The following is a 13203-nucleotide window of genomic DNA, read 5'->3' on the forward strand; positions in this document are numbered from 1 at the left end:
GACGTCGTAGGGTCAGCCCATGAGCATCGACGTCACGGTGTTGCGCGTTTTCACCGACTCGGCAGGCAACTTCGGAAATCCCCTCGGAGTCGTCGACGCCAGCACGGTGGACGTTCGCGATCGGCAGCGCCTGTCACGCCAATTGGGTTACAGCGAAACGATATTCGTCGATCTGCCCGCACCCGGGTCGACGACGGCGCATGCCCGCATCTACACACCGATGACCGAGCTCGCATTCGCCGGACACCCGGCGGTGGGAGTGTCGTGGTGGCTGCGCCAGCGGGGCACGCCGATCCGCACCCTGCAACTGCCCGCCGGCATCGTGCAGGTCAGTTACGGCGACGACGTCACCGCCATCCATGCCCGCTCGGAGTGGGCGCCCGAATTGGCGATCCATGATCTCGAATCGCTCGACGAACTCGCTGCGGCCGACCCCGCCGAGTTTCCCGACGACATCGGCCACTACCTGTGGACCTGGACCGACCAGGCGGCCGGATCTCTGCGTGCCCGGATGTTCGCGCCGGGCCTGGGTGTACCCGAGGACGAAGCCACCGGGTCGGCCGCGGTGCGCATCACCGACTACCTCAGCCGCGATCTGACCATCGTCCAGGGCAAGGGGTCGGTGATCGAGACCACCTGGAATCCCGAAGGATGGGTTCGCGTTGCCGGCCGGGTGGCCGACGACGGCGTGACGCACTTCGTCTAGCCGCTACGTCGCAGCACCGCGCTGAGGTGATTCTGCAACGGCTGGCCGACCGCGCCCATCTGCACCGAATACGACAGCTGGTCGCCGTCGACCCGGAAGCGCCGGCCAAGAGCGGTCACCTCTTTGGCGGTCGGCGTCAGGCCGATCGTCGACGCCGTCAGCTCGATGTCGATGACGTCGCCGGCTGTCGTATAGGTGCCGACCTCGATCTCGGTGATCCCGCTGGGATGGGCCAACACCAGCTCGAGCTGACCGGGCTGCGGCACCCGCAAGTACCCCGTCTCGGCGTGCAGAGGCTTGCCATCGGTTGCGGCCCTGGTCTTTTGGCCGTAGGCGAGAAATGGCTTGCCGACATGGCCGAAGACGACTTCCTCGAGATAGTCGAACGGCTCGATGGTCGGGTATTTGCCCGACCCCCGGCCCGTCCAGGTGCCCAGCAGCGGCGCGAGCTCTTTCAGGTCGGGATGCAAGTCGGGCGGCATGCACGAAGCCTAGCCGGGCGCTGAGACCTTGCGGTGTGCGCGCAGCGCCTCGATCTCGCGCTCGAAATCGTCTGTGGAGGAAAAGGACCGGTACACCGAGGCGAACCGCAGGTATGCCACCTCGTCGAGTTCGCGCAGCGGTCCCAGGATGGCCAGACCGACCTCGTGGCTGGGCACCTCCGGCGACCCCTTGGCGCGGACCGTGTCTTCGACCTGCTGGGCCAGCAGGTTCAGCGCGTCGTCGTCGACCTGGCGGCCCTGGCACGCCCGTCGCACGCCGCTGATGACCTTCTCCCGGCTGAACGGCTCGGTGACCCCGCTGCGCTTGACCACCGCCAGCACAGCGGTTTCGACGGTGGTGAACCGCCGCCCGCACTCGGGGCATGACCTGCGGCGCCGGATGGCCTGGCCTTCGTCGGTCTCCCGGGAGTCGACCACCCTGGAATCCGGGTGACGACAGAACGGACAGTGCATGGCCGCTCCTTCGCCGCGCTGATAGCCGGGTACCTCAGAACATCCCGAGCGTACCCGCGCGCGACCCGGTAGGCCCAGCGTCACCGGGATCGGCTGCGGCCGTTGGCCGTCCACGGGCGCAGCCGTCAGCCGACCGGTGCGATCAGAGTTTGCCCTGCAGCCAGCGCCGCGGTGTCGAGGCCGTTGAGTTGGCGGATGCGCTCGGCGACCTGTCCGGCCGGCGCGTCCGGTGCCACCCGCGCGGCCAGATGCGACAGCGTCTCCCCCGGTTCGACTCGCACCACGGCGAGCCGGTCGGGCACCTGACCCGCGGCATCGCCCTGTACGGCCGCGCCGAAGTGGGCGACCAGCCCGAGCCACACCGTGATGATTGCGGCGAGCACGGCCAGCGCCACCGTGGTCGCCGGCGTGATCGGGCGCGGCCGGTGCGGCGCGGTCGACATCAGCACCCCGGTGCCGCGGTATCGCGGCGGCGCGACCGCGGGCCCCGCTGGCCGCGGGCGGTGAGCTCGCCGGTCACGCTGGCCGGCGGGGCCCACCCGGACCGGGCGGGCACGGCGACGCAGGTCCGGCCGAATGGTCTCGATGGCGGTCATCTGTGCCCCTTTCCTCGACGCTGTATCGATCGCCTGTTCGAACTATAATCGATAGTGCGTTCGAATTCCGAACACGTGATCGAATCGTTGCCTTGCGATTCGGACCGTAACCCCTGCCACCGACAACCCCGGTCGGCGCGGACGACACGCCTCGAACACATGTTTGAGATTCCGTGCGATTGGGTCTACCTTCGTTCCTATGAGCGAGCGCAGCGATACCCCGGGTAGCAGCCGTCGATCCACGGATTCCGGGCTGACCGAACGGCAGCGCACAATTCTGGATGTCATCCGCGCGTCGGTCACCAGCCGCGGCTATCCGCCGAGCATCCGGGAAATCGGTGATGCGGTCGGCCTGACGTCGACGTCTTCGGTGGCGCATCAGCTGCGCACCCTGGAGCGCAAGGGCTATTTGCGCCGGGACCCGAACCGGCCGCGCGCGGTCGACGTCCGCGGCGCCGACGAAGCGGCCGGGCCCACCGTGCTCACCGACGTGTCAGGCTCGGATGCCTTGCCGGAGCCCACTTTTGTGCCGGTGCTGGGGCGCATCGCGGCCGGTGGTCCGATCCTCGCCGAAGAGGCCGTGGAGGACGTCTTTCCGCTGCCGCGTGAGTTGGTCGGCGAGGGCGCGCTGTTTCTGCTGCGGGTGGTCGGCGACTCGATGGTCGACGCCGCGATCTGCGACGGCGACTGGGTGGTCGTGCGTCAGCAGAACGTCGCAGACAACGGCGACATCGTCGCGGCGATGATCGACGGCGAGGCCACCGTCAAGACGTTCAAGCGCACCGGCGGCCAGATCTGGCTGATGCCGCACAACCCGGCGTTCGATCCCATCCCCGGAAACGACGCCGCCGTGCTCGGCAAGGTCGTCACCGTCATCCGCAAGATCTGACCCGGCTACTCCGCCCGGGTGAAACCGTTGACCTGCGCGATTTCCTCACTGGCGAACCAGATTTCGGCGAACGCGTCGTCGTAGAGCGCACTATCGGGCGTGTAGTACAGGCCGAAGCTGGCATTGCCCTTGACCGGGTAACCCTCCGGCGCCTCGTCGGGGTCGTCGAGCGGAAGGTGGATCGCCGGGTGGGCAGGCCCGGCGGGCTCCTCGGTGTCGGTGTCGGCGGCCGCGTGCCGTCCCGATCGCAGCTCGCTCTCGGTGGGAATCCGCGTCGGCGCCGTGTCCACGGCGTCGGGATCCTCTTGCTCCTCCACATCTTGACTGACTCCGGAAGGCGTTGCGGCGCTGGGTGTTTCGCCGGACACAAGGCCTTCGTCCAGGCCCGTGCCGGATCGAGGCATCCAGCCGGCGTCCGGGCGGCTGGACTCAGCCATCGGCGTGCGTTCCGCGGGCTCCGGGTAGGCGCGGGAGAACGGTGACGTGGCGGGCTCGCCCTCCGCACCGGCCGCCCAGCGCCGGTCGGGCTCCGGGGCACTGTCATAGCGCGCCTCGGTTTCGGGTTCGGGTTCGAACGCCGCGGCGTGCGGGGCAGCGGCTCGTCGGCGGCGCCACACCCGCGGCGCCAACGCGACCAGCCCGATCAGCAGCAGCACCGGAATGAGCCCCAGCAACCACCACCAGTGCCATGCACGCCCTGCGCCGGCGCCGGTACCGGCCGGCCGGGCCGGACCGGCCGGCGCGTTCTGTCCGGGGATCTGCAGACCGGACAGCGACGACGCCAGGTTGCCCGGCTCGGTGCTGAACGTGTTTTTCGCACGGTCCCAGGCGATCTTGCCGCCGGTGAACTTTTGGCTGACCACGTCGCGGTCCACGCTCTGGTCGCCGACCGGCGCGCCGAGCTTGCCGGTGGCACCGCCGAGTTTGTCCCACGCGGCCTTCATTGCGCCGCGTACCACGAACGCGCCGTGATCGGGGGTCCAGAAGATCACCGGCTTGTCGCTGGCCGAAAACGTGCTGATCCTGCTGGCCGGCTTGATGCCGCCGTCGGCCTCGTTGGCCGTCGGGAAACCCAGGTCGCTGCCGGCCGGCCCGCCGAGCGACTCGTATTTGGCCAGGATGTCGCTCTCGACGGCGTTGGCGCCGGTGGCGGGGCTGAAGAACACCTTGCCGCCGGTGAAGTTCTGGGCCAGCCCGTCGTCGCCGATCGGGTATTGCCCGCCTTGCTTGGCGCCCAGCGGACCGGACGCCCCGCCGGCCGCGCGCCAGGCCATGTTGATGGCCGCGGTCGGATCGATCGGGACCTGCAGGTCCGCGAGCTGCTGCGCCAACTGCGGCGGGGTCGTGGTGAACGTCTTGGTCAGCCGGTTCCAGGAGACCTGGCCGCCGCTGAAGGGCTGGGTGGCGACTTCGCCGTTGTAGGTTTCGTCGCCGACCGGCACGCCGAGCACACCGCCGGAGCTGCCCAGTTTGTCCCAGGCCGCGTTGATGGCGCCGCGCACGACGAACGCGCCGTGCTCAGGCGTCCAGAAGATCACCGGCTTGTCGCTGGCCGAGAAGGTGCTGACTCTGCTGTCGGGTCCGGCCAGGCCCGGCACCTCGTCGATGGTCGGGAAGCCGAGGTCGCTGCCCGCGGGGCCGCCCAGCGACTCGTACTTGTCGAGCACCGCGCCGTACATCGACCGCGCGCCGGTCTGCGGCGTGAAAAAGATCTTGCCGTGGTCGAAATTTTGGACGAACCCGGCGCCGACGGCGTAGACGTCGCCCTGCTTGGCACCGAGGTCGGAGTTCTCGCCGCCGGCCGCGTCCCATGCCGCGGTGATCGCGTCGTCGGCGTCGCTTTCCGGGGACGCCGCCGCGGTGGGCATCACCAGGAAGGCGCCCGCCGCCAGGGCCGCCACGCCGAGCGCCACACCGAATCGCCGTTGCTGCCGTCTCACCACACCTCCAAAGCCCGCATCGTCGCGGGGCTCCACTACTTTGCGCCAGCGCAACGAGAATTGCGAAGTCATATCGCAGACATTACGGAAACAGATATCCAGCCGATGTCGAAATGATGCTCGACTGCATTGGTGTCGCGCCTGAGTGCGCTGCACGTCGGCGGGGGGTGCGTTACCGTGCCGGGAAGGGCTCAGCGCGGAACGCCACGGGAGGAAACGCACTGACATGGGTGTTTCCGCGCTGGTCTGGACCCTGACCGTCGTCTTGCTCGTCGGTCTGACGTTGTTCGACTATTTCTTCCATGTGCGCAAATCGCACACGCCGACGCTGTCCGAGGCCGCCGTCTGGTCGGCGTCCTATCTGGGAATCGCAATACTATTCGGCGTCGCCGTGATGATCGTCGGTGACGTCACGATGGGCGTCGAATATTTCGCGTGCTACTTGAGTAACGAAGCCCTTTCCGTCGACAACCTGTTCGTCTTCCTGGTGATCATCGGCAGTTTCGCGGTACCGCGCGTTGCCCAGCAGAAAGTGCTGTTGTTCGGCATCGTGGTCGCGATGGTGGCGCGCACCGCATTCATCTTCCTGGGCGCCGCATTCATCACCCTATTCGGTTGGGCGTTCTACCTTTTCGGGGTTGTCCTGTTGATCACCGCGGGCAACCTGGTGCGGCCGACGGCGTCGGAGGGCCGCACCGCCGACCTTGCGGTCATCCGTATCGCCAAGCGATTCCTGCGCACCTCCGATCGCTACGACGGCGACCGGTTGTTCATTGTCGAGAACGGCAAACGGGTCATGACACCGATGCTGCTGGTGATGATCGCGGTCGGCGGCAGCGATCTACTGTTTGCGTTCGACTCGATCCCGGCGCTGTTCGGCCTGACCCAGAACGTCTACTTGATTTTCAGCGCTACGGCGTTCTCGCTCTTGGGTCTTCGGCAGTTGTACTTCCTGATCGACGGCCTGCTGGACCGGCTGATCTATCTGTCCTACGGCTTGGCCGGCATCCTCGGGTTCATCGGCGTCAAGCTGATGCTGCAGGCGCTGCACGAGAACAACGTCCCGTTCATCAACGGCGGCAAGCCGGTTCCCGTCGGCGAGGTGAGCACCACCGTCTCGCTGACGGTGATCGTCGTCATTCTGGTGATCACGACCGTGGCGTCGCTGGCCTCGGAGCGTGGACGGGTGCAGAACACCGTCGCCAACGCCCGCCGGCACGCGACGGAGTACCTGGACCGCCACTACGAGGTGGACCCGGTCGAGCGGGAGAAGATCTTCAACCGGCTATTGGGCGAGGAGGACCAAATCCGCGCGCTACCAACGAAATACCGCGTGCGGATCCGGGAATCCGACGAGCTGATGGAGCTGCTCGAGCGGGCGCACCGGGCTCACGACGGATACAACCACGCCTAGACGCCGAGGCCGCGGCCGATGATCTCCTTCATGATCTCGGTGGTACCGCCGTAGATCGTCTGCACCCGCGCGTCGAGATAGGCTCGCGCGATGGGGTATTCGCGCATGTAGCCATAACCGCCGTGCAGCTGCAGGCAGCGATCGATCAGGTGCACCTGCTTTTCGGTCGAGTACCACTTGGCCATCGCGGCCTGTTCGACGGTCAGCTTCTCCTCGAGGTGTAAGCGGATGAACTCGTCGACCATGATCCGCACCACGGTGGTTTCGGTCGCCAGCTCGGCCAGCAGGAACCGGCTGTTCTGAAAACTGCCGATCGGCCGGCCGAAAGCCTTGCGCTCCTTGGTGTATTGCACCGTCTGCTCGAGCACCGTTTCCATCGCCGCGGCGGCCATGATCGCGATCGAGATGCGCTCCTGCGGCAGGTTCTGCATGAGGTAGATGAATCCCATGCCCTCCTGCCCGAGCAGGTTCTCCGCGGGGACCTTGACGTCGGTGAACGACAACTCGGCGGTGTCCTGGGCGTCCAGGCCGATCTTGTCCAGGTGCCGGCCGCGCTCGAATCCCTCCATCCCGCGTTCGACCACCAACAGCGAAAAGCCTTGCGCGCCTTTGTCGGGATCAGTCTGGGCCACGACGATCACCAGGTCGGAGTTGATGCCGTTGGTGATGAACGTCTTGGATCCGTTGAGCACGTAATGGTCGCCCTCTTTGACCGCGCGGGTCTTGATGCCCTGCAGGTCGCTGCCGGTGCCCGGCTCGGTCATGGCGATCGCGGTGATCAGTTCCCCGGTGCAGAACTTGGGCAGCCAGCGCTGCTTCTGCTCCTCGTTGCACAACCGCAGCAGATACGGCGCGACGACGTCGTTGTGCAGCCCGAAGCCGATGCCGCTGTAGCGGCCCTTGGCGGTCTCCTCGGTGATGATCGTGTTGTAGCGGAAGTCGGGGTTGCCCCCGCCGCCGTATTCCTCGGGCACGGCCATGCCCAAAAAGCCCTGCTTGCCGGCCTCCAGCCACACCCCGCGGTCGACGATCTTGGCCTTCTCCCACTCGTCGTGGTAGGGCGCGACGTGGCGGTCCAGGAAGGCGCGGTAGGCCTCGCGGAACAGTTCATGCTCGGGCTCGAACAGCGTGCGCTCATATTTGATGGCGCTACCCATGGATCACCTCCGGCGGCTGGGGACTCTGCCGCCCAACATATACCAACCGGGCGGTTGGTTGGACGCGCCGGGCTTAACCCGGGGATTCAGCCGGCGATTCGCTGGGGCCGACGGGCCCTGCGGCGGCTGTGCTGCCGGGGGTGACCGTGTGGTGGTTGTCCGGGCGGGCGGACCGGCTGGTCGTGGCCGGCCGAATGGCGGGGCGGCGCGATCTCGCCGGTGAGGGCCAGCACCGGCGCCGAGTCGGCGGCCACCGCTTGCGGCGTCACCGTGATTCCGGCCTTGCGCAGCAACCGCCGGGTGTCGTCGCGTTGCTCGGGCAACACGACGGTGACCACGTCGCCCGCGCTGCCTGCTCGTGCCGTGCGGCCGGATCGGTGCAGATACGCCTTGTGCTCCGCAGGCGGGTCCACGTGCACCACCAGCTCGACGTCGTCGACGTGCACGCCGCGTGCGGCGATGTCGGTGGCGACCAGGACGCGCGCCCGCCCCGCGGCGAACGCGGCGAGGTTACGGTCCCGTGCGGGCTGCGAGAGGTTGCCGTGCAGGTCGACCGCGGGCACGCCGGCTTCGGTGAGCTGCCTGGCGAGCTTGCGGGCTTGGTGCTTGGTGCGCATGAACAGGATGCGGCGACCGGCGCCGGACGCCAGCCGGTGCACGAGTTCTTTTTTGTCACCGGCGCCGGCGACGTGGAACACGTGGTGGGTCATCGCCGCCGGCGGCGCGCTGAGCTCGTCGACGGAGTGTGACACCGGGTTGCGCAGGAACCGCTTGACCAGCTTGTCCACGCCGTTGTCCAGCGTCGCGGAGAACAGCAGCCGCTGGCCGCCGGCCGGCGTCGCCGCCAGGATGCGGGTGACGCCGGGCAGAAAGCCGAGGTCCGCCATGTGATCGGCCTCGTCGAGCACGCTGATCTCGACGGCGTCGAGGCTGATCAGCCGCTGTTTCATCAAGTCCTCGAGCCGCCCGGGGCAGGCCACCACGATGTCGACGCCGCTTTTCAGCGTGGCCACCTGCCGGGTCTGCGGGACACCACCGAAGATCGTGGTGACTTTCAGCCCATAGGGCGCGGCCAGCGGTTCGAGCACCTCGCAGATCTGGGTGGCCAGTTCGCGCGTCGGCGCCAGCACCAGGCCCGACGGGCGCGACTGGCGCCGCTTGGCGTCCGCGAGCCGGGTGACCAGCGGAAGCGAGAAGGCCAGGGTCTTGCCGCTGCCCGTCTTGCCGCGGCCGAGCACGTCGCGGCCCGCCAGGGTGTCGGCAAGGGTGTTGGCCTGAATCGGAAACGGCGTCGTGACGCCGCGGGCGGTCAGCACCTTGACAAGTGGTGCGGGCACGCCGAGATCGGCGAAGGATGTCGTCATGTGTTTTGAGTGCCTTTCGGGCATTGGTTGTGCGTGCTGCCGCGACGAAACGTCAAGCGGCGCTAGCGCACACGGGGGCGATATTGCCGGTCGGCAAAATCGATCGCCGCGAGAAGAGCTTGTGCGGGTGCACTGATCACCGGAATCGGTGAGGGATGAAGCATTCCACGACGTATTGGCGTCATTCCTCGTGGCGCCAACGTTCGCGTCACAGCATACCGCACGCCGCCTACGCCGATTTCCCCGCGTTACGTGGCCGACGGATCACCGTTCGCCGAGAATTCTCGCAAGCTGGCGGCCAGTGCCACCGGAACCCGTGCCCTGATGCGAGTGCCGTCGCTGTTGTGCTCGGTCTGCTGCACCCGCCCATCGGCATGCACGCGCGACACCAGATCCCCACGGTCATACGGGATCACGACGTCGACCGCGGTGTCGGTGGGGGCGGCCAGCTCGGCCATCCGCCGGCGCAGCACATCGATGCCCTCGCCGGTGCGCGCGGAGACGAACAGCGCGCCCGGCAGTGCGCGGCGCAGCTTGGCCAGCGCCAAATCGCTTGCGGCGTCGACCTTGTTGACCACGATCAGCTCCGGCGCGGGGTCGCCGTGGTGGTCGGCGATCACCTCGGAGATCACCTGACGCACCGCGTTGATCTGGGCCAGCGGGTTGACGTCGGAGCCGTCGACCACATGCACCAACAGGTCGGCGTCGACGACCTCTTCCAGCGTCGAGCGGAAGGCCTCGACCAACTGCGTGGGCAGGTGCCGGACAAAACCGACGGTGTCGCTGACCACGAACGGTCGTCCGTCGTCGAATTGCCCACGGCGCGTAGTGGGTTCGAGGGTCGCGAACAGCGCGTCCTGCACCAGCACCCCCGCACCCGTGAGCGCGTTGAGCAAACTCGACTTGCCGGCGTTGGTGTAGCCGACGATCGCGATCGACGGCACGTCGCTGTGCAGCCGGCGACTGCGCTGGGTATCGCGGACCTGCTTCATCGCCTTGATGTCGCGGCGCAGCTTCGACATTCGCTCACGGATGCGGCGCCGGTCGGTTTCGATCTTGGTCTCACCGGGGCCACGCAGGCCCACCCCGCCGCCGCTGCCGCCGGCGCGGCCACCGGCCTGCCGGGACATCGACTCACCCCAGCCACGCAACCGCGGCAGCATGTATTCCATCTGCGCCAGCGACACCTGAGCTTTGCCTTCGCGGCTGGTGGCGTGCTGGGCGAAGATGTCGAGGATCAGCGCGGTGCGGTCGACGACCTTCACCTTGACCGCCTTCTCCAGCGCGGTGAGCTGGGCCGGGGACAGTTCGCCGTCGCAGATCACGGTGTCGGCGCCGGTCGCGAGCACCACCTCGCGCAGCTCGGCCGCTTTGCCCGAGCCGATGTAGGTCGAGGCGTCGGGCTTGTCGCGGCGCTGGATCATGCCTTCGAGCACCTGGGATCCGGCGGTTTCGGCCAGTGCGGCCAACTCGGCGAGGCTGGCTTCGGCGTCGGCGGCGCTGCCGTCGGTCCACACGCCGACGAGCACGACCCGCTCGAGGCGCAGCTGCCGGTACTCGACCTCGGAGATGTCGGCGAGTTCGGTGGACAGCCCGGCGACACGGCGCAGCGCCGAGCGGTCGTCGAGCGCCAATTCGCCCGTGCTGGGCGTGAGTTCGGGAAATTCAGTCATAGGTAATAGCGATGGTGCCCGCTTCGACGGCGGCACGCATCCGAATTAACGCTGCTCGGCACGCCACCATTCCTCGCTGAGTTCGCCATGGGCGACCAGCACCGACGGCCCGCGCAGGTAGCTGGTGGCCTCGGTGACGGTGACGACGACCTCGCCGCCGGGCACCCGGACGGTCAGGGTCCCGGTGGCCACGCCGGTGTGGGCCAGCGCGGCGACGGCGGCGGCGACGGTTCCGGTGCCGCAGGAGCGGGTTTCGCCCACTCCGCGCTCGTGCACCCGCATGCTCACGGCGCCGCCGGCGGGCGCGGTCAGCACCTCGACGTTGACGCCGTCCGGGAACTGGGCGGTGTCGAAACTCACCGGCGCGGCGACGTCCAGCGCGGCCAGCGACTCGGCGGTCAGGTCGACGTCCACGCACGCCAGATGCGGGTTCCCGACGTCGACCGCGATACCCGCGAACCGGCGACCGCCGACCACGGCTTCCCCGGTACCGAGCCGGTTGGCCTTGCCCATGTCGACGGTGACATCGGCGTAGACCGGTCCGACGCTATGCATGATCACGGCCCGCGGGCCGGCCAGCGACCCGACGACGAACTCGTCGCGTGACTCCAGCCCACTGGCCCGCAGGTAATGCGCGAACACCCGCACGCCGTTGCCGCACATCTGGGCGACCGATCCGTCGGCGTTGCGGTAGTCCATGTACCAGTCGTCGGCATCGACGCCATCGGGCAGCCGATCGAGCACGCCGGCCGCCAGGACCGCGCCGGCGGTGGTGACCCGCAGCACCCCGTCGGCGCCGAGGCCGCGGCGACGGTCGCACAAGGCGGCGACGGCCGCCGGGGTCAGCGCCAACTCGGCGCGCACGTCGGGCAACAGCACGAAATCGTTTTGCGTGCCGTGGCCCTTGGCGAAATTCACCAGCTCAGGATACGTGCCGCCAGGCCCGCACGGCGTCGTCGACGATGCCGGCGGCCGCGTCGAGCCAGTGGATGCGGTGGTCGCGGCGGAACCACGACCGCTGCCGTCGCACATAGCGGCGGGTGGCGAGGAACGTCGGTTCCCGCCCGCCCTCGCCGGTGCCGCCCGCGTCGAGGTCGGCGATCACCTGGGCGTAACCGAGTGCCCGGGACGCCGTCACGCCGTCGCGCAGCCCCTTTGCCAGCAGCCCGGCCACCTCGTCGACCAGACCTTGCTCGAACATCGCGTCGGTGCGCCGGGCCAGCCGCTCGTCGAGAAGCTCTGTGTCGCAATCTAATCCGATGATTGCGGTGTCCCAGCGGGGTGCGCCGATGTCGGGTGCCGACGCCGCGAAGGGTTGTCCGGTGAGCTCCACCACCTCCAGCGCCCGCACGATGCGCCGGCCGTCCGTCGGCAGGATCGACGCCGCCGCGGCCGGATCGCGGCGGGCGAGCTCGGCGTGCAGCGAGGCGACCCCGACCTCGGCCAGCCGCTGCTCCCATTTGGCCCGCACCGCCGGGTCGGTCGCCGGGAACGACCAGTCGTCGAGCAGCGACTGGACGTACAGCATCGACCCGCCGACGATGACCGGCACCGCGCCGCGGGCCGCGATCGCCTCGACGTCGGCGGCGGCCGCCTGCTGGTAGCGGGCGACGGTCGCGGTTTCGGTGACGTCGAGGACGTCGAGCTGATGGTGTGGGATGCCGCGGCGTTGCGCCACAGGCAGTTTCGCGGTGCCGATGTCCATTCCGCGGTAGAGCTGCATCGCGTCGGCGTTGACGATCTCGCCGCCGAGCCGCTCGGCGACCTCGAGTGCCAACTGCGACTTGCCGGTGCCGGTCGGCCCGACGATCGCCAGCGGCCTCACGGCTGCCAGACGCCGGCGAAGTAGCCCACCCCGTAGGGCGCCCCGCGGTAGAGCTCCTTGGCCGATCGCGGCGCCGGCTCGGCGAGCCCCGCCAGCACCTGCAACGCCACCCGGCCGACGACCCGGTCTCCCAACGCGCCCAACGCGGCGAGGTCGCCGCTGGCCAGTGCTTCGTCGAGCGCCCGCTGGACGTCGACGTCTTCGGGGTGGTGGCCGCCGGGAGCGGCGGCGGTCAGGGTGTTGGCGCCGTCGGCGAGGATTAGCACGCCCACCGGCTCGGCGGCCTGCTCGAGCTCGGCGCGCAGCTGGCTTCCGCACGCCCGTGCCGCGTCGGCGCCGAGGCCGGCGGAATAGACGCGCACCTCGGCGCGCGCGTCGGGCTGGGCCTGCCCGCGCACCCAGCCGGTGAACAACACCGGCAGCGGCAATTCGGTTGGCGGACCACTCGCCTCGGGTGAGAGTCGCACCGGCACGTCGGCGCCGAAACCCGCGAAAGTGCCGACGCTTTCGGGTCCGAACACGGCGTCCGTCCGACCCACGCCGACCGCGACCCACTGCGGGGGCAGGGCGGCGGCCGCGGCGATCACGGCCGCCCGAATGTCGGCCACTTCGACGGCCGCGGCTCCGGCCAGCTGCGGAACCAGCACCGGCGCCGTCGGAACGATCGCTATGGCGCCCAGCAC

13 protein-coding genes are annotated in these 13203 nt (G+C 68.8%); 3 read left to right on the plus strand and 10 right to left on the minus strand.

Annotation, left to right across the window (positions count from 1 at the left end):
• Nucleotides 1-19: 19 nt before the first annotated feature.
• Nucleotides 20-706 (plus strand): PhzF family phenazine biosynthesis protein, encoded by a 687-nt coding sequence (locus AWC14_RS23105; RefSeq protein ID WP_045382300.1) that lies wholly within the window; start codon nucleotides 20-22, stop codon nucleotides 704-706.
• Here AWC14_RS23105 and AWC14_RS23110 read toward each other — a convergent pair.
• The 3 genes from AWC14_RS23110 to AWC14_RS23120 all read right to left on the minus strand — a co-directional run bounded on the left by AWC14_RS23110 (nucleotide 703) and on the right by AWC14_RS23120 (nucleotide 2258).
• Nucleotides 703-1188, minus strand: coding sequence for a peroxynitrite isomerase (locus AWC14_RS23110; protein WP_045382297.1), 486 nt, complete (start codon nucleotides 1186-1188; stop codon nucleotides 703-705). The genes AWC14_RS23105 and AWC14_RS23110 overlap by 4 nt on opposite strands.
• A 9-nt stretch (nucleotides 1189-1197) precedes the next feature.
• Nucleotides 1198-1662 carry a transcriptional regulator NrdR gene (gene nrdR / locus AWC14_RS23115; RefSeq protein ID WP_085241471.1) on the minus strand — a complete coding sequence of 155 codons (465 nt, stop codon included), beginning with the start codon at nucleotides 1660-1662 and terminating at the stop codon, nucleotides 1198-1200.
• A gap of 125 nt (nucleotides 1663-1787) precedes the next feature.
• Nucleotides 1788-2258: a LysM peptidoglycan-binding domain-containing protein gene (locus tag AWC14_RS23120; protein ID WP_057003565.1), complete on the minus strand. Its 471-nt coding sequence runs from the start codon at nucleotides 2256-2258 to the stop codon at nucleotides 1788-1790.
• 199 nt (nucleotides 2259-2457) lie between these two features.
• Here AWC14_RS23120 and lexA point away from each other — a divergent pair, with 199 nt between their 5' ends.
• Complete coding sequence (lexA, locus tag AWC14_RS23125; protein WP_045382288.1) at nucleotides 2458-3147, plus strand: transcriptional repressor LexA; 690 nt, start codon at nucleotides 2458-2460, stop codon at nucleotides 3145-3147.
• Between the two features lie 5 nt (nucleotides 3148-3152).
• On the opposite strand, the gene AWC14_RS23130 is transcribed toward lexA, so the two are convergent.
• Nucleotides 3153-5015, minus strand: a complete 1863-nt coding sequence (locus AWC14_RS23130) for an LGFP repeat-containing protein (protein ID WP_235215989.1) — start codon at nucleotides 5013-5015, stop codon at nucleotides 3153-3155.
• 298 nt (nucleotides 5016-5313) lie between these two features.
• On the opposite strand from AWC14_RS23130, the gene AWC14_RS23135 reads away from it, so the two are divergent.
• Nucleotides 5314-6501 (plus strand): TerC/Alx family metal homeostasis membrane protein, encoded by a 1188-nt coding sequence (locus tag AWC14_RS23135; RefSeq protein ID WP_045382286.1) that lies wholly within the window; start codon nucleotides 5314-5316, stop codon nucleotides 6499-6501.
• Here AWC14_RS23135 and AWC14_RS23140 read toward each other — a convergent pair.
• The 6 genes from AWC14_RS23140 to AWC14_RS23165 all read right to left on the minus strand — a co-directional run bounded on the left by AWC14_RS23140 (nucleotide 6498) and on the right by AWC14_RS23165 (nucleotide 13203).
• Nucleotides 6498-7658: an acyl-CoA dehydrogenase family protein gene (locus tag AWC14_RS23140; RefSeq protein WP_045382284.1), complete on the minus strand. Its 1161-nt coding sequence runs from the start codon at nucleotides 7656-7658 to the stop codon at nucleotides 6498-6500. The two genes, AWC14_RS23135 and AWC14_RS23140, sit on opposite strands and share 4 nt — an antisense overlap.
• A gap of 86 nt (nucleotides 7659-7744) precedes the next feature.
• Entirely contained in the window at nucleotides 7745-9022 is a 1278-nt protein-coding gene (locus AWC14_RS23145) for a DEAD/DEAH box helicase (RefSeq protein ID WP_045382282.1), read from the minus strand.
• Between the two features lie 248 nt (nucleotides 9023-9270).
• A complete protein-coding gene (gene hflX / locus AWC14_RS23150) occupies nucleotides 9271-10695 on the minus strand; it encodes a GTPase HflX (protein ID WP_045382280.1) in 1425 nt (474 codons plus the stop codon).
• A gap of 45 nt (nucleotides 10696-10740) precedes the next feature.
• Nucleotides 10741-11613, minus strand: coding sequence for a diaminopimelate epimerase (gene dapF / locus AWC14_RS23155; protein ID WP_045382278.1), 873 nt, complete (start codon nucleotides 11611-11613; stop codon nucleotides 10741-10743).
• Nucleotides 11614-11617: 4 nt separating this feature from the next.
• Nucleotides 11618-12520, minus strand: a complete 903-nt coding sequence (gene miaA, locus AWC14_RS23160; protein WP_045382275.1) for a tRNA (adenosine(37)-N6)-dimethylallyltransferase MiaA — start codon at nucleotides 12518-12520, stop codon at nucleotides 11618-11620.
• A complete protein-coding gene (locus AWC14_RS23165; protein WP_045382272.1) occupies nucleotides 12517-13203 on the minus strand; it encodes a class III extradiol ring-cleavage dioxygenase family protein in 687 nt (228 codons plus the stop codon). The genes miaA and AWC14_RS23165 overlap by 4 nt, the downstream gene beginning before the upstream one ends.

This window comes from Mycobacterium kyorinense, assembly GCF_002101735.1.
Taxonomy (GTDB): domain Bacteria; phylum Actinomycetota; class Actinomycetes; order Mycobacteriales; family Mycobacteriaceae; genus Mycobacterium; species Mycobacterium kyorinense.